At 68.9% G+C, this 19,899-nt stretch carries 20 protein-coding genes and 1 pseudogene; 9 read left to right on the top strand and 12 right to left on the bottom strand.

Annotation, left to right across the window (positions count from 1 at the left end; genetic code table 11):
- From MKK88_RS15875 to MKK88_RS15890, 4 genes and pseudogenes are all read right to left on the bottom strand, one after another.
- Positions 1–270: pseudogene (locus tag MKK88_RS15875) on the bottom strand (Y-family DNA polymerase); the annotation flags it as partial.
- A gap of 190 nt (positions 271–460) precedes the next feature.
- Positions 461–916, bottom strand: coding sequence for a response regulator transcription factor (locus MKK88_RS15880; RefSeq protein ID WP_244001296.1), 456 nt, complete (start codon positions 914–916; stop codon positions 461–463).
- Between the two features lie 88 nt (positions 917–1,004).
- Positions 1,005–1,613, bottom strand: coding sequence for a response regulator FixJ (fixJ, locus tag MKK88_RS15885; protein WP_244001298.1), 609 nt, complete (start codon positions 1,611–1,613; stop codon positions 1,005–1,007).
- Positions 1,603–3,153, bottom strand: a complete 1,551-nt coding sequence (locus MKK88_RS15890) for a PAS domain S-box protein (protein ID WP_244001300.1) — start codon at positions 3,151–3,153, stop codon at positions 1,603–1,605. Before MKK88_RS15890 ends, fixJ begins: the two co-directional genes overlap by 11 nt.
- Before the next feature lie 274 nt (positions 3,154–3,427).
- Between MKK88_RS15890 and MKK88_RS15895 the strand changes: the two genes are divergently transcribed.
- On the top strand, positions 3,428–4,288 hold the full coding sequence (locus tag MKK88_RS15895; RefSeq protein ID WP_244001302.1) for a universal stress protein: 861 nt from the start codon (positions 3,428–3,430) through the stop codon (positions 4,286–4,288).
- 436 nt (positions 4,289–4,724) lie between these two features.
- Positions 4,725–4,922, top strand: a complete 198-nt coding sequence (locus MKK88_RS15900; RefSeq protein WP_244001304.1) for a hypothetical protein — start codon at positions 4,725–4,727, stop codon at positions 4,920–4,922.
- Positions 4,923–5,099: 177 nt separating this feature from the next.
- On the opposite strand, the gene MKK88_RS15905 is transcribed toward MKK88_RS15900, so the two are convergent.
- Positions 5,100–5,447 (bottom strand): hypothetical protein, encoded by a 348-nt coding sequence (locus MKK88_RS15905; RefSeq protein WP_244001306.1) that lies wholly within the window; start codon positions 5,445–5,447, stop codon positions 5,100–5,102.
- 12 nt (positions 5,448–5,459) lie between these two features.
- Between MKK88_RS15905 and MKK88_RS15910 the strand changes: the two genes are divergently transcribed.
- Positions 5,460–7,790: an FdhF/YdeP family oxidoreductase gene (locus tag MKK88_RS15910; RefSeq protein ID WP_244001308.1), complete on the top strand. Its 2,331-nt coding sequence runs from the start codon at positions 5,460–5,462 to the stop codon at positions 7,788–7,790.
- A gap of 261 nt (positions 7,791–8,051) precedes the next feature.
- Here the strand turns inward: MKK88_RS15910 and MKK88_RS15915 are convergent, their stop codons facing one another.
- The 7 genes from MKK88_RS15915 to MKK88_RS15945 all read right to left on the bottom strand — a co-directional run bounded on the left by MKK88_RS15915 (position 8,052) and on the right by MKK88_RS15945 (position 15,588).
- Entirely contained in the window at positions 8,052–8,330 is a 279-nt protein-coding gene (locus tag MKK88_RS15915; protein ID WP_244001310.1) for a hypothetical protein, read from the bottom strand.
- A gap of 26 nt (positions 8,331–8,356) precedes the next feature.
- Positions 8,357–8,896 carry a hypothetical protein gene (locus tag MKK88_RS15920; protein WP_244001312.1) on the bottom strand — a complete coding sequence of 180 codons (540 nt, stop codon included), beginning with the start codon at positions 8,894–8,896 and terminating at the stop codon, positions 8,357–8,359.
- A 124-nt stretch (positions 8,897–9,020) separates the two neighbouring features.
- Positions 9,021–9,347, bottom strand: a complete 327-nt coding sequence (locus MKK88_RS15925) for a hypothetical protein (RefSeq protein WP_244001314.1) — start codon at positions 9,345–9,347, stop codon at positions 9,021–9,023.
- Positions 9,348–9,534: 187 nt separating this feature from the next.
- Positions 9,535–10,254 carry a cell division protein DivIVA gene (locus MKK88_RS15930; protein WP_244001316.1) on the bottom strand — a complete coding sequence of 240 codons (720 nt, stop codon included), beginning with the start codon at positions 10,252–10,254 and terminating at the stop codon, positions 9,535–9,537.
- 495 nt (positions 10,255–10,749) lie between these two features.
- Complete coding sequence (locus tag MKK88_RS15935; protein ID WP_244001318.1) at positions 10,750–13,905, bottom strand: efflux RND transporter permease subunit; 3,156 nt, start codon at positions 13,903–13,905, stop codon at positions 10,750–10,752.
- A complete protein-coding gene (locus tag MKK88_RS15940) occupies positions 13,898–14,998 on the bottom strand; it encodes an efflux RND transporter periplasmic adaptor subunit (RefSeq protein ID WP_409566672.1) in 1,101 nt (366 codons plus the stop codon). Before MKK88_RS15940 ends, MKK88_RS15935 begins: the two co-directional genes overlap by 8 nt.
- A gap of 191 nt (positions 14,999–15,189) precedes the next feature.
- The gene (locus MKK88_RS15945) at positions 15,190–15,588 is read right to left on the bottom strand and encodes an exopolysaccharide production protein YjbE (RefSeq protein WP_244001321.1); all 399 of its coding nucleotides are present in this window, start codon (positions 15,586–15,588) and stop codon (positions 15,190–15,192) included.
- 333 nt (positions 15,589–15,921) lie between these two features.
- Here MKK88_RS15945 and MKK88_RS15950 point away from each other — a divergent pair, with 333 nt between their 5' ends.
- The 6 genes from MKK88_RS15950 to MKK88_RS15975 form a co-directional block, all read left to right on the top strand.
- Positions 15,922–16,683 (top strand): 5-oxoprolinase subunit PxpA, encoded by a 762-nt coding sequence (locus MKK88_RS15950; protein WP_244001324.1) that lies wholly within the window; start codon positions 15,922–15,924, stop codon positions 16,681–16,683.
- Positions 16,680–17,417 carry a 5-oxoprolinase subunit B family protein gene (locus MKK88_RS15955; protein WP_244001326.1) on the top strand — a complete coding sequence of 246 codons (738 nt, stop codon included), beginning with the start codon at positions 16,680–16,682 and terminating at the stop codon, positions 17,415–17,417. Before MKK88_RS15950 ends, MKK88_RS15955 begins: the two co-directional genes overlap by 4 nt.
- A complete protein-coding gene (locus MKK88_RS15960) occupies positions 17,414–18,430 on the top strand; it encodes a biotin-dependent carboxyltransferase family protein (protein WP_244001328.1) in 1,017 nt (338 codons plus the stop codon). Before MKK88_RS15955 ends, MKK88_RS15960 begins: the two co-directional genes overlap by 4 nt.
- A gap of 70 nt (positions 18,431–18,500) precedes the next feature.
- Positions 18,501–19,289, top strand: coding sequence for an aldolase (locus tag MKK88_RS15965; RefSeq protein WP_244001330.1), 789 nt, complete (start codon positions 18,501–18,503; stop codon positions 19,287–19,289).
- A 52-nt stretch (positions 19,290–19,341) separates the two neighbouring features.
- On the top strand, positions 19,342–19,491 hold the full coding sequence (locus tag MKK88_RS15970) for a hypothetical protein (protein WP_244001331.1): 150 nt from the start codon (positions 19,342–19,344) through the stop codon (positions 19,489–19,491).
- A gap of 204 nt (positions 19,492–19,695) precedes the next feature.
- A partial coding sequence (locus tag MKK88_RS15975) for an alcohol dehydrogenase catalytic domain-containing protein (protein WP_244000786.1) occupies positions 19,696–19,899 on the top strand: 204 nt, incomplete at its 3' end.

Below are 19,899 nucleotides of genomic sequence, written 5' to 3' on the forward strand. Positions count from 1 at the left end.
GACCGCCTCCTCCAGGGTGGCGCGGTCCTCGATCCGCGCGGAGAACGAGCGCGTCACCGCACAGCCCTTGCGCCGGGCCGGCACCAGCTCCAGCGGCAGGCAGGCCAGCCCGCGCAGCTCGTGGATGATCCGCTCGCCCACCACGGTCAGGCCCTTGCGCACCGGCCGCGGATCGAGGTCGCGCAGGTCCGCCACGCTCTCGACGCCCATCGCCTCGAGCTTCGCCAGCGACGCCCGGCCGATGCCCCAGACTTCGGCCACCGAGACCCGCCCATGCCGACGATGGGCAATTCCGACGCGTGCAGCCCGCCGCGGGATTTCGCGGGCGCGGCAGCTTCCGCGGAACGGCCCAGGGCCCACGTTGAGGGGACAGCGTGCGCCTTCCCCGTTCCGGCTGGATTCGAGACTGGCGAAGCCGTGACCGAGCAGCCTTGATCTGGCGCAAGTCCACGACCGCACGTCAGCAGGGCGGCTGGCAAATCATGCCCGAAGGACAGAGAGCGACTCCGGATCCGGCAAGCTTTGCGTCCGCAAGCAGGGGGCTCGAGGACGCGCACGCCTCGTCTTCGAGCAGGCCGAGGAGCGCGTCGAACACCAGTGGCTTGTCGATCAGGGGAATGCCCGCATCCCTGGCGCGCATGCGGATGCCCGGATCGGGATGGCCGGTGATCAGCACCACCGGGACGTTGGCATCGAGCTTGCGCAGTCGGCCGAACACCTCAAGGCCGTCCATGCCCGTCATGATGTGATCGAGCAGCACGAAGGCCGGGCGCGGCCCCGGGAAGGCCGCCAGTAGGCCCGAGCCGTCGGTAAACGTCTCGACCGTATGGCCCTCGCATTCGATCAGGAAGCGCGTGGAGTGCAGAACGGCCGGATCGTCGTCCACGACGTAGATGAGGCGGGGGGCTGTGGTCATGGCCGTTGCCGGTCGATGCTGTCCTCGGTGAGACAGCGCGATCCTGCGGAACGGGCCGTCAGCCGCCTTGACCTGCCTCAAGCAGGCGTCAGGCGAGGCCGGCCAGCACGGACCAGCGCACCAGTTCCTGCAGGCTCTCCGCCTGCGTCTTGGCCATCAGCTTGGCGCGGTAGATCTCGACGGTGCGGGGGCTGATGTCGAGCGTCCGGCCGATCTCCTTGCTGGTTCCGCCGGCGACGAGGTGGTCCAGCACCTGCCGCTCGCGCTCGCTCAGGGTGCCGACCCGGCGCACGAACTCGCGCAGCCCCGGATCGATGGCCCGGGCGACCCCGCCGCGCTCCAAGGCCGACCTGATCGCCTGGATGAGCGCCTCGTCGTCGAACGGCTTCTCGATGAAGTCGCAGGCGCCGAGCTTCATCGCCTCGACCGCGAGCGGCACATCCCCGTGCCCCGTCATCATCACCACCGGCAGGGTGTGGCCCGCCGTACGCAGGCGCCGCAGCAATTCAAGCCCGTCGATGCCCGGCATGCGGATGTCGGTCAGGACGCATCCGGCGGACGGCTTGGCCAGACCGTCGAGCAGGTCCGCCCCGGTCTTGTAAAGCCGCACTTCGAGCCCCTCGGTCCCGAGCAGGAAGCCGACGGAATCTCGCATGGCCGGGTCGTCGTCCACGACGTGCACACGGTCAGATGCCATCGGGCGGGTCCCCCTCGTGGGCGGCCTGGAGCGTCAGCCGGAAAGTCGCCCCACCGGCCTCATTGCGTTCGACATCGAGGCGCCCGCCATGTGCCTCGACGATGGTGCGGCAGATCGAGAGCCCGACGCCCATGCCGCTGCGCTTGGTCGTTACGAACGGCTGGAACAACCTGTCCGCAACCTCCGCGGCAATGCCGGGGCCAGTGTCCGAGACGGCGATTTCCACCGTCTCCCGGCCGATCGGCTTCGCCTCGACGGTCAGTTCGCGCCTGTCACTCTGCTGCATGGCCTCGCGGGCATTGCGTAGCAGGTTCACCAGGACCTGCTGCACCTGCACGCGGTCGGCCAGGACGGAGCCCACCCGCGGGTGAACAACGACCCGCGCGACGATGCCATGCTCACGGGCCCCGATCAGAGCCAACGCGCTGGCCTCCTCGATCAGCCGCGCGACCGGCTCGACCCGTTTCTCGGTCTCGCCGCGGGCTACGAACTCGCGCAGGCGTCGGATGATCTGGCCGGCCCGCAGCGCCTGCTCCGCGGTCTTGTCGAGGACGTCCACGGTCCTGGCGATAGCCTCGGGATCGGGCCGCGCCAACAGACGGCGGCACCCCTTGGTGTAGTTCGCGATGGCGCCGAGCGGCTGGTTCAATTCGTGCGCGAGCGCGGAGGCCATCTCGCCCATCGCACTCAGCCGGGAGACGTGGGCGAGTTCGGCCTGAAGTTCCTGGAGACGGGCCTGGGTCCTTTGATGCTCCGTCAAGTCATTGATGAAGCCGGTGAAGTAGACCTGCTCGCCCGAGCGCATCTCGCCGATGGCGAGCTCCATCGGGAAGGTGGAGCCATCCCGTCTCCGGCCGGTCACCACCCTGATGGTGCCGATGATGCGACGCTCTCGGGTGCGGCGGTAGCGGTCGAGGTAGCCGTCGTGCTCACTCTGCATCGGCTCGGGCATGAGGATCCGGATATTCCGGCCGACCGCCTCGTCAACCGCGTAGCCGAACAGGCGCTCGGCGGCGGCGCTGAACGAATGGAGGAGCCCCGCCTCGTCGATGACGACCATTGCCTCGGGCACCGTGTCGAGGATCGAGCGCAGGTGCGCCTCCCGGGCGCGGAGATCCTCCTCGGCCCGCTTCTGTCCGTCGATACTCAGGACCACCCCACGATGCTGTGTCGGTCTGCCCTCGGCGTCGAGGCTCACCCGACCGTGCGAGCGCAGCCAGCAGACCTGTCCGTCGGGCCGCACGACGCGGTAATCGACCTCGTAGCCGCCGCCCTCCCGCAACGCCGATTGGATGGCATCAGCCCGGGCCTGCCGGTCGTCCGGGTGGACCAGGGCCTGCGAGGCGGCGAAGGTGGTCAGCCGCTCGGGCGGCACACCGAACAGGCGGGCGCAGGTGGGCGAGACGGTAGCTCGGCCAGTCGGGATGTCCAGCGACCAGATGCAGATGCCCACCTCGTCGAGGGTCCGCCGAAGATCGTCGCCGGCCGACGTGGTGTCACGCTCCAGGTCGGCGCTGGGCATGTCGACGCGTTTGGTCATCAACCGGACCCGAAAAGGTTCTACGAGAGGCTGCAGCGGTATTCACCCGCGCCCGCGCCTCATATCGCCCGCATCCCGCATCATGCAGCTTCCAAATTACTGCGTTTCCCGAGGGGGGAATAGCCGTCGGTTCGTATTCTTGGTTGCGACCGGATCGTTCTTGAGATCCGAACCTGGAACCCCGGCCGTATTGCCCCCGTGGCTTGAGGTGAATCAAGGCCGCGCGGCCAGGCCGGGACGAATGATGGGTCCGGTTTGAAACCGGAGATCCCCCATGTCCACATCCTGCCCATCAAAACTCACGGGCCTTCGCGACGTCCTCGTCGGCACCGCCGTGGAAGGTGAGCGCGAGGCCACCTCGTCTGCCATCGGCTATGGCTTGACCTTGGCCAAAGCCGCCAACGCCCACCTCACCGTTCAGTCGGCCTCGGGGCGCCTGTCGGGCGACGACGCCTGGCTCGGCGCATTCGACTCCGAAGGCGTCTCGATCATGGACCGCCGCCTCGACACGTTGGCCCGTTCGATCGCGGAGCACACGGCCGGGGATGCGGCGCAGGCCGGCGTGGTCTGCACGACGGAGGCGCCGAGCCTGCCCTATCCGGATATCGTGAACCGGCTGGCCGCGCGTGCGCGCCTGCACGACCTGACGATCCTCGACATCGGCCCGCGGACGTACGACATCGACCGCGAGATGGTCGAGAAGGCGCTGTTCTACAGCGGTCGCCCGGTCATCGCGGTCCCACCGGGTCACGACACCTTCTCGGCGTGGCGGATCATCGTCGCCTGGGACGGGAGTGCCCAGGCCGCCCGGGCCGCCAACGATGCGTTGCCCTTCCTGCGCGCGGCCGAGGCGGTGGAGATCGTGACAATCGGAACCGAGGCGGTGATCCACGCCACCGTGCCGGGCGCCGAATTCGCACCCCACCTCGCACGGCACGGGGTGAACGTGACCGTCAACGACCTGCCAACGGGGGAGAGCGTCGCCAGTACCCTGCGCAGCCAAGCCGGTCTGTTCCGGGCGGACATGATCGTCATGGGCGCCTACCGGCATTCCCCGACCCGGGAGTTCTTCTTCGGTGGCGTGACGCGCTCCTTCCTCAGGGGCAGCCCCGCACCCCTGTTCCTTGCGCACTGAAGTCCGGAGGTCGACGATGACGGAGCGCGACCTTCCTCGAAGCGTGGCGGCCGACCGGGTCTTGCGGTCGCGGAAACGCAGGCGTCGGCCCGAACCAGCTGTTGAGCTGTCAAAGGCCGACGATGCGCCACCCCAGGTGCGCGCACCGAACAGGATCGAATGGCCCGGACCGATGAATGAGGACGAGCGTGCGGCGCTGGAGGCTGGCTGGGGGTTCATCGAATGACGTGCGCGTTACGGCGAAGGCCGTAGTGCGTGGCGCGAAATGCCAAGACAGGCTGTGAGATCGACGGCCTCGGTGGGGGCACGCTGAAAGGCGGGCGTACGGAAGGACGGTGCCGCGCGCCAAGACGCCGTCAGCCGCGATGCTGCGCCCGGGGGAATCGTCAGCCCATTGTCCGTGCAGGATCGACCGGAGACGATCCCGCCTCGGACAATGCGTCAGGCTAGGGTGACCTTCGTGATCGGCGGCGCCGCCGGAGTGCTGCGCGCGATCCCGCGTGATACCTTCGTGCTCCACAATGGCGTGGTCCCGGCCGTGCTGTTCGAAACGTTTCCCCGCTACATTTACCGGTTCCCCAAGGCGTTCGGCTTCCGGCACGATGCGTGGTGGGGCAAGGCCGCCCTTCGGTGACTCAGCCGATCCGGCACCGACACAGCGTGCAAATTCACCTGGCCTTATCCCGTCGCGCCCGCCTGCACGGGTCTCCCCGGCGGCTGACATTCCGCGGGACCGGGGTCGGGCGCACGACGATGGAGACGGGCGGAAATCCTGCGCCCAGCCTGCGCGGGGCCTGTGACGATCGAGCCTCTATGTCCACCGATCCGCTCTGCTGCGACGCGCCAGAAGAACCGAAAGCGATGCCAGTCCGACGGCACCGGCGAGGATCACAGCGGGTCTGACACCGAGGCGCCGCGCCGCGCGGTCGACCGCGACTTCCAATCCACCCGCAACGTTCACGGCCACTGGCACAACCTGCGTATCGAGGAACAGCTTCGGCGCCGAAGGTCGACCCGGTTTCTTCAGAAGGTAATCGCGCCCGATCGACATACTAATCTCCGTTAAGGCCGGGCAAATTCTTGCGAACAAACGGCGGCGTTCCAGGTTGACCTTGAAACCCGACCCGACGGCGGATGTTTCCTTGGGCTGTATCGGCACGGAGTGCGATCGTTGAAAAAGCCCACCTTCAAGCCGTACCGCCTGCCATCCGGCGGATGGGGGTCGGCCCGCTCGGTCGGCAACATCCTGAGGCGCGAGGGCGTGCTGGCGAGCGTGCCGATCGCGCTGACCCGCCACAACAAGGTCGACGGCTACCAGTGCAACAGCTGCGCCTGGGTCAAGCCCGCGAACCCGCTGCCCTTCGAGTTCTGCGAGAACGGCGTCAAGGCGGTGGCGTGGGAATTGACCGCACATCGCTGCACGCCGAAATTCTTCGCCGAGCACACCGTCACCGAGTTGCTGGGTTGGGACGATTACCAGCTCGAACAGCCGGGCCGCCTGACGCATCCGCTCCGTTACGACGCATCAAGCGACAAATACGTGCCGGTGTCCTGGGGGCACGCCCTGGACGAGATCGCCCGGGAGTTGCTGGCCGTCGAGGATCGCAGGAAGGGAACCGTCTTCTACAGCTCGGGGCGCCTGTCGAACGAGGGGAGCTACCTCTACCAACTCTTCGCCCGGCTCTACGGCAACAACAACCTGCCGGACTCGTCCAACATGTGCCACGAGACGACCTCGGTGGCGTTGCCGGCCAGCATCGGGCAAGCGGTCGGTACGGTCAATCTGGGCGATTTCGGCCTCTCCGACTGCATCCTGTTCTTCGGCCAGAACCCGGGCAGCAACGCACCCCGGATGCTTCACCCGCTGCAGGAGGCGAGCGAGCGCGGCGTTCCGATCATCACCTACAACCCGCTGCGCGAGCGCGGGCTGGAGCGCTTCCTGAACCCGCAATCACCGACCGAGATGCTGACCCGCCGGGACACCCGGATCAGCTCGCAATACCATCAGGTGAAGGCCGGGGGCGATCTGGCTGCGCTCGCGGGCATCTGTAAGTCCGTGCTGGAAACGCACGACGCATCGCGCGCCGCCGGCGGGCCTTCCGTGCTGGACGAAGACTTCATCGCCGAGCACACCCACGGCTTTGCGACCTTCGCGGATTGGCTCCGCGCGCAGGACTGGGACGAGCTGGAGCGCCGCTCGGGCCTGCACCGGGCCGACATGGAGGCCACCGCGACGGTCTACTGCCGATCGCACGCCGTGATCGGCGTCTACGGCATGGGGCTGACCCAGCACCGGGCGGGGGTCGAGACCGTGCAGATGCTGGTCAATCTCCTGCTGATGCGCGGCAATCTCGGTCGCGCCGGATCCGGCATCTGTCCCATCCGGGGTCATTCGAACGTGCAGGGCCAGCGCACGGTCGGGATCACCGAGAAGCCCGAACTCTTCGATCTCGACCGCCTGGGCGCGCAATTCGGCTTCGAACCTCCGCGCGAGGCTGGCTACAACACGGTCGAGGCCTGCGAGGCGATCCTGAAGGACGAGGTGCAGGCCTTCTTCATGCTGGGCGGCAACTTCGTGCGGGCGATCCCCGATCACGGCCAGATGGAACCGGCCTGGCGCCGCCTCCGCCTGACCGTCAACGTGATCACCAAGCTCAATCGGTCGGCCCTGCTGCCCGGCGCAGTCAGCTACATCCTGCCCGTGATCAGCCGGCTGGAGATCGACGCAACGACATCCGGTCAGCAAGCCCTCTCGATGGAGGACACCTCGGCCTGTGTGCACGGCAACCGGGGCGTGCGTAGGCCAGCCTCACCGCATCTCATCAGCGAGATCCGGCTGATCTGCGAGCTGGCCCAGCGGGTGCTCGAACCCAATCCCCGCGTCCGATGGGCGGCGTACCAGAACGACTACGCCGAGATCCGGAAGGAGATCAGCGCGACACTGCCCGAATCGTTCTGGGACTACGAGCGGCGCATGTGGGAGCCGGGCGGCTTCCAGCGCCACCTGCCGGCCAACAAGCGCGAGTGGCGCACCACTACGGGCCGCGCGAACATCGTGACGCCGACCGGCCTCGATGAGGATGCCGACATGCCCGACGTGGGCCACGGCGTGCTGCGCCTGATGACGCTCCGCTCGAACGACCAGTTCAACACCACCGTCTACGGCTACGACGACCGCTTCCGGGGCATCAACAACACCCGGAAAGTCGTGCTGATGAACCGGTCGGACATCGACAGGCTCAAGCTCAAGATCGGGCAGGCCGTGACGCTCAAGACGGTGGCTGATGACGGTGTCGACCGGCGGCTCTCCGGGATGCTCGTCGTCGCCTATGACATCCCGATCGGCTGCATCGGTGGCTACTACCCGGAATGCAACGTGCTGATGCCGATCTGGCACTATGCGATCGGCAGCAAGACGCCGGCCGCGAAGACGATTCCCGTTACCATCCACGCGGAGGACAATCGGGTTCTCGAACCGCAGCTCGAATACGCGACCGGCTGAGGAAGATGTGTCGGGCAAACCCGTCAGGGATGGACACGACCCGGACACGCGGTTGGTTGTTACAACGACAGTTGGTTAGTCAGCCTGATCAGCCTTGATGAACCGGAAGACCTGGATGGCGGAGATCCGATTCCATGCCCTAGCCAGCTTGTCGCGGGGGCGGGGATGTCACCCTCCAGGGTCCGTTGTCGGCTCTCATGCTGGCATCTGACCTTCCGGTTTCCAGCAGACACGCCTCTGCGGTTCGACGGATCGGTCGGCCTACAGACGCGTCAGGCGAAGGCGCCACGCCGCATCGTCGGCGGCTTGGGTCGGGGCCGATCGCGCAGCGGTCGCCGCGATCGGTGATTGCATTCCGATCCCGGCCCGATCAACCGGACCGGCCTGAACCATCGTGCAGCCGCCGACAGCCAGCGCAAGCAGCACCGCCAGAAGCGACCGGCGGAACCAGGCGTGGGCGGTCCCTGATCGCGGCGTCAGCGGCCCGGCCGCCGAACCCGCCAGCGTCGTCAGTTCCACGTCGACCTCGACGGCGCTCAAAGGCCTGCCCCTTCGATCGACGCCCCTCAGGCCGCGGCCCGGCGCTCGCCCGGCACGAGATCCCGGCTCGCCTGCTCGATCCGTACCAGCCAGCCCTCGGCGGCCTCGGCGCGGCGCTCGGCGGCCTGGACCCGCGCCTCCATGGCCTGCAGCTTCGCGGCGGCTTCCGCCTGGACCTTCCCGATCTGAGCCTCGGCGCGGGCGTGGAGTTCCCCGGCCTTCGCATCCGCCTGCGCCTGGATCTGACGCACCAGTTCCTCAAAGGCGCGGACTTCTTGCTGCGTACGCCTCAGTTCCTGAAGCAGGGCGTCCTGTTCGGCGGCCTGCTCGCGCAGGCGAACCTCCTGCTGCTGCGCGGCACTTTTGGCTGCCGTCAGGGTATCCAGGACGCCGGTCCAGTCCGAGGCCACCCGACGGGGCGCGGGCCCCGCATCGCTCACAACGGCGATCGCGGGCGCGGTCTGGAAGGTTGCCGCCGGTGGCTTGTCCTGTCCGTCCTGCCGGTGCGCGACGATATGTGCATCGATGTTGGCCCAGAACGCCTCGTCCATCGCTGGCATCGCCATTCCCTTCTGCCCGTGCCTGTCTCTCTACGGCGACCCGCTGACGCCGCGAATGCCCTCGCGGGCCCTGATGCGCGTCGTTCGAACCTCGATATCCCCCGTGGACCGGAGGACACGCAGGTTGTCCTCAGCGGACCACTACGCCGAGCCTGCGCGAGGCAGGCTCGACGACGAATTCGGATTCGATCGTTTCCGAGATCCGGCGCAGCCACTCCTCGGCGGTCGCGGCCCGCTCCTCGGCGAGGCGGGCCCGTTCGTCAGCAGCCTGGATCAGCGTCGCCGCCTGTGCCTGCACCTCGTCGGTGCGCTGTTCGGCGGCGCGGATTTTCGCGTCGGCAACGCGAAGGTCGGCCTGCACCTGCTCGACGAGATCCTGGACGCGCAGCTCGTAGTCCTGCGCGCGATCCTCGACCTCGCGGATATAATGGGCCGCACCGCGCACCCGATCGAGCAAGCTCGACCATTTCGCGGCCGTCGGTACCGATCCTAGGACGACGACCTTGGCATCGGAGCTGACGCTGTCCCCACCCGGCACCGCCGTAGCGGTCACAGGATCAGACTTGATTCGCGCTGACTGTTCCATGGTCGATCCTGAAGACGAGCCGGAGGATGGGAGCGATGGTGTCCGGACGCTCGTCCCTTCAGCCTTCCTGGATCTGGCCCATATGGCCGCCCAGCAGGAGCGTCTTGGCGGCCGCGTCGATCCGCGAGAGCCACTTCTCAGCCGTGTAAGCGCGGAGGTCGGCGACGCGCACCTGCTCCTCGGCCGCCCGGACCCAGGCCTCGGCCTCGGCCTGCAGGGTGCGCACCCGCGCTTCGGCTTCGGCGCGGATCTCCTCGACCTGGGAATCCGCATCCGCCTGAACGCGCTGGAGACGGATATCGGCCCGGGTCTGGATCTCGTGGGCCCGCATCTCGGACAGCTGGAGCCGCTGCTGGGTCTCCTTCAGCTCGCGCTGCAGGGTCTCGATCAGCACCTCGTGGGAGGCGGTCTGCTCGCGCAGGCGCTTCTTCTGCTCGTCGGCGAGGCCGACCATGCCGTTGATGATGTCGAGGGTCGTCATCCAGTCCGAGACCGCGTCGGTCTGGGAATCGGAGGACATCGGGGCCGGCATGGAACTCTCAGCGGCACCCTGCGCGGAGACTGGCTCCGCGTCGTTGACGGCCGGCTCCGGCAGCACCGCAGAGGTGGCCTCTTCGGTATCGAGGCTCAGGCGCAGCGCCGGCATCTCGCCGGGACCGGAGCTGGGTTTAAGCCTTAAGATCTCCGCGGAGGGCTTCTCGGAGATACGGTCCAGACTCTCCGCGACCTGCGTGAGGATGTGGGACCAAGAGGCTGTGGGCGCCGCGATCATGCTCATTGCTGCCTTTCCCGGGGCGAACATGGCATGATAAAGACACATACATGGTTAATGAGCCGTTAATTGTGTATTCGGTCGCTAGCATTTCATAAGCTCCTCCTAACCACAATTAATCTTCGTCACCCTCGATATTTCCGGCGGTTCTTAGCCGGTTTGATACCCTCGGGTTGCGGATTTGGTGCGATATTCCGGTGTGCGCACCCCAATTGGAGCGCTACAGCTCACAATTGTCGCAAGCTTATTCCGCATCTCGAGCGTCAAAAATCGGGATCAAGCCTCGCCTCCCGATCTCTGACCGTTACCCGCCAAGCGATCGGCTCTAGAGCAAAGCTCAGAGAGTCCCAGGATCTGCAATAGCCGCAGCGCTATCCTACAGGGGAAGTGTTAGTCGCGCACACGATTGAACAGACCTTTCAGGATCGTCACCTCGATCGTGCGGCCAACTTGATCAAAGTGTTTCGCTCGACCCCGTCGCATCAGCCCGGATATCGGTTCTCAGGAGCGCTGGGGCACAGGGTCATGGTCTTCGATCGTCGCCGGGCGGAAGCGGGCGAAGCGTTCGGCCAGGACCGGCAGCACCAGGAGGTTCAGGATCGTGGAACTGACGAGGCCGCCGAGAATCACCAGCGCCATCGGCCCCTCGATCTCGCGGCCGGGCTCCCCCGCTCCCAGGGCAAGCGGCAGCAGCCCGAGGCCGGTAACCAGGGAGGTCATCAGGATCGGCACCATCCGGTCGGCAGCCCCCTCGGCGGCGGTCGCCGGGTTCCAGGGGCGGCCATCCCGGTTCACCAACTGCTCGTAATGGGCGATCATCATCACGCTGTTGCGGAGCGAGATGCCCGCCAGGGTAACGAAGCCCACGATCGAGCCCAGCGACAGAACGCCGCCGGTCAGCGCCGCGGCCGCGACGCCACCCACGAAGGCAAAGGGCAGGTTGACGAGGACGAGGATCAGATTCGCGGCGGATCCCGTCACGATCGCGAGCAGCACCACGATGCCGAAGCCCGCAAGCGCCGCATGGAACAGGAGATCGCGCCGGGCGGCCGCCTGCGCTTCGGCGGCGCCGGAGAAGGTCACGTAGACGCCCTCCGGCAGCCGGACCTCCCGGGCGATCTTGCGCTTGGCCGCCGCCACGAAGGTCGCCAGATGGCGGCCCGCGACGTTGGCGGTTACCGCCTGCATCCGCTGCGCGCCGAGGTGCTGAACCTGATAGCGGCCGGCGCTTTCGTAGACGTCGGCGACCTGCGACAGGCGCACGTAGCGCCCGCCGGGCGCGCGCAGGGGCAGGTCGCCGACCGCGCTGAGGCGGCCCCGCACCTGGGCGTCGAGGATCACCAGCACGTTGACCACCGCGTTGCCCCGGTAGCTCTGGCCGACGACATCGCCCTGATAGGCGGTGCGGACGGCCTCCAGCACCTCCACCGGGTCGAGCCCCCAGTGCCGCAGATCCACCGGACGCAGGGCCACGGTGACCTGTGGGAGGCCGGCCGGCGCGGCCTGCTGGACATCCCGGGCGCCCTTCACCTCGGCGAGTTCGCGGGCGACCGAGCGCGCGGCGGCCTCGATCCGATCGAGGTCGCCGCCGATGACGTTGACCACCACCGGTGCGGTGAAGCCCGACACCGTCTCCTCGATGCGCTCGGTCAGGAAGGACTTGAGCGAGAAGGCGGCGCCGGGGAAGCCCGCGATCAACGTCCGGATCGCCGCCTCGACCTTGCGCTGGGCAGCCCCGTCGAGGCCCGGCTCCAGATCGATATGCATCTCGCTGTAATGCGGGCCCGCCGTGTCCTCGCCGGCTTCGGCCCGCCCGATCTGGGCGGCGACCGCCCGGACCCCCGGTATCGCCTTCAGGTCGGCGGTGACGAGACCGCTGAGGCGCTGTGATTCCTGCAGGGCGGTTCCGGGCACCGCCACCATGTGTAGGATCATGTGGCCCTCCCGGAGGTCGGGCAGGAAGACCGCCCCGAGCGTCGGCAGGATGGCCGCGCCGCCCAGCGTGATGAGGACGCTCATCAGGATCGCGAGCCGCGGCATCCGGCCGATCCGAGCCAGCACCCCGAGATAGCCCGCGCGGCTCCACCGCACGACCGGGGGCTCGCGCAGGGCCTCGCGAGCCCCCGGCCCGCCGAGCAGGAGCAGCGCGAGGGCCGGCGTCACCGTGAGCGCCACGAGGAGCGAGGCGACGACCGCCGCGATATAGGCGAGCGCCAGGGGACCGAAGAGGCGTCCCGCCACACCGGTGAGCGCCAGGACCGGAAGGAACATCAGGAGCACGGCGAGCGTCGCGTAGGCGACGGAACTGCGCACCTCCAGCATGGCGCCGAGCACCACCCGGGCGCCGCGGCGCCCCTCGGCCCGTGCCGCCCGCAACCGGCGGGACACGTTCTCGACGCCGATCACCGCATCGTCCACCACCTCGCCGATGGCGAGCGCCAGCCCGCCAAGCGTCAGCGTGTTGAGGCTCTCACCCCAGGCCTGGAGGGCGAGCGCGGCGGCGATCAGCGACAGGGGGATGGCGGCCGCGCTGATCAGCGCCGCGCGCCAGTCCGCCAGGAAGATCAGCAACACGATCACCACCAGGACACCACCGAGGGCGAGTGCCTGGAGGACATTGCCGGTGGCGACATCCACGAAGTTGGCCGGCCGGAACAGGTCGGCGCGCAGGGCGATGCCCTCCCGCTGAAGGGTCGGGCGCAGTTCGTCGAGCGCAGCCTCCAGGCGGGCCGTCACGGCCCGTGTATCGACGCCGACCTGAGCGCCGACCATCAACAGCACGCCGGGCGTGCCATCCACCAGGGCGGCGCTGATCGCGGGCTCCGGGGCGGCGGTCACGGTCGCGACGTCGGAGAGCAGCACGCTCGGGCCGCCATCGTTGTGCAGCACCGTCTGCCCCAGTGCCTCCGGGGTGAGGGACTGCCCCTCGGTTCGCAGCAGCACGCGCTGGTTCTGCGTATCGACGAAGCCGGCCCCGCGTACGCCCGTCGCCTTCCGGGCCGCCGCCAGTACGTCGTTGAGACCGATCTGGTAGCGGATCAGGTCGTCGGGCCGGATCTGGACCTGAAGCGAGCGCACCGCCCCGCCGTAAAGCGACACCTGCGCGATGCCCGGCACCGACTGGAGGCGTCGGCGCACCGTCCATTCGGCGATGTGGCGCAGGTCCATGGCATCGCGGGTGGCAGAGGTGAGGCCAACCAGCAGCACCGTGAGCGTTGATGAGGTGAGCGGCGTCATCGCGGGGGCCGACACCCCATCGGGCAATCGCCCCGCCAACGCCGCCAGGCGCTCGTTGACCCGCTGGCGCACCCGGTTGACATCGCTGCCGGACTTGAACACCGCGGTGATCACCGAGAGGCCCTGGATCGAGGTCGAGCGCAGCGTCTCCAGGCCGGGCAGGCCGCCGACCGCGACTTCCACCGGCTGGGTGACCAGCACCTCGACCTGCTCCGAATCGAGCCCCGGCGCCTCCGCCTGGATCGTCACGGTCGGGGGCGCGAATTCCGGGAAGACGTCGTAGCGCGCACCCGCCAGGGCGTAGAGGCCGAAGACCAGGAGCGCGCAGGCCACCGCCAGCACCACGCGGGGCTGGCGCACGGCGAACCCGACAAGGGCGGCCTGCGGACCGCGAACAGCTTCCCCGGCGGGCTCAATCATCGTCGTCGCCGACCACGCGGATGCGGCTCTTCATCTCCTCGGACAACAGGGCCTGCCCGCCCCGCAACACGATCTCGGCGCCGTCCGGCAGATCCTCGACCACGAAGGAATCGGCCGACATCGGCGCATCCGGCCGGATCGGATGGCGCACGAAGGCGCCGTCGCCGGTGCCGCGATAGACCCAGGTTCCCCCTTCCCCATGGACGACCGCGTCCTCGGGCACGAGCACGCCGCGGACCGAGTGCTCGGCCGGCAGGAAGGCCATCGTGCTGGTGCCGGGCAGGAGGCCGCTGTCGCCGGAGACGAGATAGTAGAAGCTCTGCCCCTGGATACGGGGATCGGTCCGGGTCGCGGGCGAGACCAGCCGCAGGGCGACCCGCTCGCTCTGCGGTGGCACCTCGGCGAAGGCGGCCTGCGGCGGCGTCGCGAGGCTTTCCCCGGGCGGCAGGGTCACCTGAACCAGAAAATCCGCGCGCTCGATCAGGCGGGTCACCAGGGGGGCACGGTCGATGATCGCCTTCCCGAGCACCGGGCCCCATTCCTGCCGCGCCGTGGCGCTCAGCGTGCGCACCTGCGATTCCGCCGCCGTCTGGGCAGCCCGGTCGGTGAGCAGCGTGCCCTCTGCGGTCTCGATCTGGGCAACCGCCACCACGCCCGCCCCGAGATTGCGGGCGCGGCGGGCAGCGCTCGCCGAAACCTCCACGCGCGCCTCGGCCATCTGGAGCGCCGCGACGGCCCCGGCGTAGCTGTTGGCGAGTTCGGTGATGCGGGCAATGTCGAGGACGCTGCCATAAGCGGTCAGTTCCTGCCGGTGCAGGACGGCCGGACGCGTCTCGGTGACCAAGCCGATCCGCTTCCGCTCCAGATCGGTCAGCCGGACGAAGGTGCGCCCGTCCTCGACGGCGGTGCGCGGTGGCGGCGGGCGCACCTCCGCCGCGGGCGCTCTGTGCAGATCGGGCAGGAACGCTTCGAGCTGCGTGCGCAGTTCCTGCAGGTATGGGGCGGCCCGGGCCGGCAGGATTGCGTCCGGCACGGCGATGGCGGTGCCGGCCGCCACGATCAGAACGCCGACGCCGATCAGGGGCCCTCGCACACCCACGTCATGCCCCTCCCCGCTTTGCCAGAATATCCCGGTTTTGATGCCGAATACACCCGGACGGGTCTGGCTCAAACTCAGAGACTATCGAGAGCAGGGGATGAAGGCATCGACGCACAGATCAAAAAAAGAGCCCGCCTCGGCAACGCGAGGCGGGCTCTCATCCGACTGGATCCTGTCGCTGCGACTTAGCAGCCGTCAGCCTTCACCGGGGCGGTATCCCGGTCGGCCACCGCCTTGTTCATGGCGCCCACCGTGCCGGGCGAGGCCGGCTGCGAACCACCCGCAAGGTTCGCCGCACCCGGATCGGTCGAGTTCGACTTCGCGCCCGGCGTGGTCTTCGCCTCGCGGTCGGCTGTCTGCGTGGCACCCGCGTTGTTCATGGCCCCGACCGTCCCAGGCGACGCGGGCTGGTTGCCGCCGGCAAGGTTCTTGCTCGACTTGTCGACGTCCGAGCTCTGGGGGTTCGATGCGTGCTGATCCGGCGTCTTGGGCATCGTCGTCCCGGTCGCGCACGGGGCAGCGAGGGCGGGGCTGGCCGCGAGGGCCAGGAGCGCGACGGCGCTGGTCAGGCGAGTGACCTTCATGAACGTTCCTCCGTAGATTTAACTCCCGGCTAATTGCCAAATCGACCCGGTAGTTCCAGGGTGTATGCCCAAAACTTTGCTTTATTGCGTCGCAGCCTGAGCATTCGCGCGCTTTGACAGCCGAATATCTCAGCCGTCGTGTGCGATCGATCGGCCTGTCGGCCGCGGCATCCGATGAAGATCCCCGCCCGTGTCGCGCGACGCGCCGCTGCAGTGCGGCATTACCCTTGCACTCGCTGCCGGCCTGCTGAAGAGTCCCGGCGGGCCTCCCGCCGAAGGCGCGAGTCGGAGGGCCTGTGGGTGTGCGACGGCGTTGCTTAAGGAGCCGATCTGGTGACGCGAGTGGACCTGAATTCCGATCTCGGCGAAGGCTACGGCGCCTATAGCTGTGGCGACGACGCGGCGATCCTCGACGTCGTGACCTCCGCCAACGTCGCCTGCGGCCTGCATGCGGGGGATCCCGAGATCATGGCGAAGACCTTCGCGCTGGCGAAGGCGCGCGGCGTTGCCGTGGGCGCCCACCCGGGCTTTCCGGACCTCTGGGGCTTCGGCCGGCGCCGGATGCCGTTCAGCCCCGACGAGATCGAGCGGCTGGTCGCCTATCAGGTCGGCGCCGCCCAGGCTCTCGCCGCCTATACCGGCCATCGCATCACCTACGTGAAGGCCCATGGTGCGCTGGCCAACCTCGCCGCCGAGGAACGGCCGGTCGCCGACGCCATCGCGCGGGCCGTCCGGGCCGTGGATCGCGACCTCGCCCTGCTTGCCATCGCGCTGACCGCGCAGGTCCCGGCGGGTGAAGCCTGCGGGCTCGCGGTCCATCAGGAGATCTTCGCTGATCGCGGCTACACCGAAGCCGGCCAGCTGATCCCGCGCGGGCAACCCGGCGCCCTGATCACCGGGGCCGAGGAGGCGGCCGGGCGCGTCCTGCACATGGTCGAGGCGGGGGCGATCCTGACGGCCCAGGGCACGGTATTGCCGACCCCGATCCACTCCATCTGCGTGCACGGCGACTCAGCCCACGCGGTCGCCACCGCCCGGGCGGTGCGGGATCGGCTGGAGGCTGCCGGGGTGACGCTGGCTGCGTTCCAGTCGTGAGCGCAGCCCTGGACGAGCCCCGGCTCCTCGATGCGGGCGAAGCAGCGCTGGTGGTCGAGTTCGGCAGCACGGTCGATCCCGCGATCAGCGACCGGGTCCTGGCCCTGGACAAGGCCCTCGGCGCCGACCCGCCGGAGGGCCTGCGCGAGCGCGTGCCGACCTATCGGTCGCTGATGCTGCATTACGATCCGCTTGTGCTCGACCGCGCGGCGCTGATCGAACGGGTCCGAGCCCTCGCGACCGGCGCCACCACGGGTGCCTCCGCCACGACACTCTGGACGCTGCCGTGCTGCTACGCCGCCCCGCACGGGGAAGACATCGGCCAAGTGGCCGAACGCACCGGCCTCTCGCCGGACGCGGTGGTGGCGACCCATGCGGGGGCGACCTATCGGGTCTACATGTACGGCTTCGCGCCGGGCTTCGCGTATCTCGGCGGCCTGCCGGAGGTCCTGGCCGTGCCGCGGCGGGCGAGTCCGCGGCCACCCCACCCGGCGAATGCCGTGGTGATCGGGGGCGGTCTTGCCGCGGTCGCCACCGTCCCGATGCCGACCGGATGGTACGTGATCGGTGCCACCCCGGCCCGGCTCTATGCGCCCGAGCGCGATCCGAGCTTCTTCGTCGGCGCGGGTGATCTGATCCGTTTCGAGCCTGTGGATGCCACGACCTTCGACGCGCTCTCGGCGCGGGAGGCCGCCGGCGAGCCGGTCGCGCGCCGCTGGGAGTCGCAGGCATGACAGCGCTCATCGTCGAGGCTGCGGGGCCGGGCGTCACCCTGCAGGATGGCGGACGGCACGGCTACCTGCGCTACGGCATCACCGCCGCGGGGCCGATGGACCCGCTGATGCACGCCACAGCCAACCGGGCGGCCGGGAATCCCCTGGAGACAACCGCGATCGAGGTCTCCACGGGCGGCGTCACGCTCGGCGCAGAAGGCGGTGCGGTCGGGATCGCCCTCGTAGTGCCGGGATTCCGGGTCAGCCTGGACGGTGCGGCACTGCCCGATACCGTCGCGCTGACGCTGGAGCCCGGCCGGACGCTCGTCGTGCGGGCCGGCGCTGCGGGCGCCTGGGGCTATTGCGCGGTGAGCGGGCGGATCGCCGTGGCGCCGGTCCTCGGATCCACCGCAACCCACACCCGCTCAGGGCTCGGCGGCCTCGACGGCCGCGGTCTCACCGCCGGCAACATCCTTCCCGTCGCCGAGGCGAGACCCGGCGAAGCCGCCCCGCACAGGCTCGTCTCTCCCTGGCTGGAGCGGGATCCGCGGTCGATCCGCGTGGTGCTGGGTCCGCAGGACGATTACTTCGCCTCCGATCAGATTGCCGCCTTCCTGGCCGGCCCCTGGGTGGTCTCGCCCCGTGGCGACCGCATGGCCTGTTTTCTCGATGGTACGCCCCTCCGCCACGCGAAGGGCCACGACATCGTCTCCGACGGAGTCGCGATGGGGGCGATCCAGGTGCCCGGCAACGGTTTGCCGATCGTGCTGATGGCCGATCGGCAATCCACGGGCGGCTATCCGAAGATCGCCACCGTGATCGGCCCGGATCTCGGCCGCCTCGCTCAGGTCCGCGGCGGGGGCCGCATCGCATTCCGGCAGGTCTCGGTGGAGGAAGCCGTGGCGGCACGCCGGGCCGAGCGCGATGTCCTCCGCGAGCCGGTGGCGCGGGAGCCGGTGGTGCGGACGGATTTCACCTCGGATTTCCTGCTCGGCCTCAACCTCGTCGGCGGCGTCGCCGACGGTCGCGCCTGACGCTGGGACACGCTATGGGCGAGACGGCCGGCGCCCCGGCCGGGACGACATCAGGAAAGGCCCATCCCGCATGGCTCACGCCGTCACCGCCCCGGGCACGCCCCCCATGCGCAACAACGAGCCGCTCAATGCGGACAGTGTCCGCCGCGCCCGGATCGATCTTGCGGCCTGCCTGCGCTGGGCGGCGCGCAATGGCCTTGAAGAGGGCATCTGCAACCACTTTTCGGCCGTCCTGCCCGAGCGGCCGGACCTGTTCCTGGTCAATCCCTACGGCCTCGCCTTCGCGGAGGTGACCGCGTCGAGCCTGCTGCTCTGCGACTTCCACGGCAACGTCGTGGAGGGTGACGGACAGCCCGAGGCCACGGCCTTCCACATCCACGCCGAGTTGCACCGGCTCAAGCCCCACGCCCGGGCGGCCTTCCACACCCACATGCCCTACGCCACAGCGCTCGCCATGCTGGAAGGCCAGCCGCTCCTCTGGTCCGGCCAGACGGCCCTGCGCTTCTACGGCCGCATCGCGGTGGACGAGGATTACAACGGTCTGGCGCTGGATTCCCAGGAGGGCCAGCGGATCGCCGCCAGCGCCGGGGATGCCGACGTCGTGTTCCTGAAGAACCACGGGGTGATGGTGCTCGGTGCGACCATCGCGGAGGCCTGGGACGACCTCTACTACCTCGAGCGCGCGGCGCAGGCGCAGGTTCTGGCCCTCAGCACGGGGCGAACCCTCAAGGTCGTGCCGGAGGCGATCGTGAAGCATGTCGCGGCGCAGGAAGCGGCCGGCCGCGCCGAGAGCGCGCGCCTGCATCTTGAGAGCGTCAAGCGGGTGCTGGCCCGGGACGAGCCGGCCTTCCTGGCCTGATCGGAGCTGTTATCCCGACGCACCCTCGTGCGCGGGCTCTGACGGGAGGCCTATGCCGGTCGGTCCGATCGAAACGTGGCCGCATGCGTTGCAGTCCACGCTGAGCGGCCTGCTCAACGCGACCTTCCTGGTCGCCCGGGGTCCGAACCCGATCGGCTTCGACACCGCCGCAGAGAGACCCATTCGCGGGATCGAGCCGTAGCGCTGGGACGTCGCGTCCCGGGGGTCTGCTAGGAGACCCAGGAGCAGATCGGATCGCTTCGGGAGATGTCAGCAGGAACTTGGCCGCCGGCGCACCGGTTCGCCCCTTTGCAACACCGACCACCATCCCCGCGAGAGCCCAGCCCGGACGGGCTGCACCGCCCGGATCCGGCCCTCGCCCCTCATCCGATGGGAGAAGACGGCTATGCGAGCCTTGGTTTGGCACGGGAAGGAAGACATCCGCTGCGACACCGTCAGCGATCCGGAGATCGAGGACGGGCGCGACGCCATCATCAAGGTCACGAGCTGCGCGATCTGCGGCTCCGACCTGCACCTGTTCCACAACTTCATCCCCGCCATGCTGCCGGGCGACGTCATGGGCCATGAGACCATGGGCGAGGTCGTCGAG

It is taken from the genome of Methylobacterium sp. E-005 (genome assembly GCF_022829725.1).
In the GTDB taxonomy this organism is placed as follows: Bacteria; Pseudomonadota; Alphaproteobacteria; order Rhizobiales; family Beijerinckiaceae; genus Methylobacterium.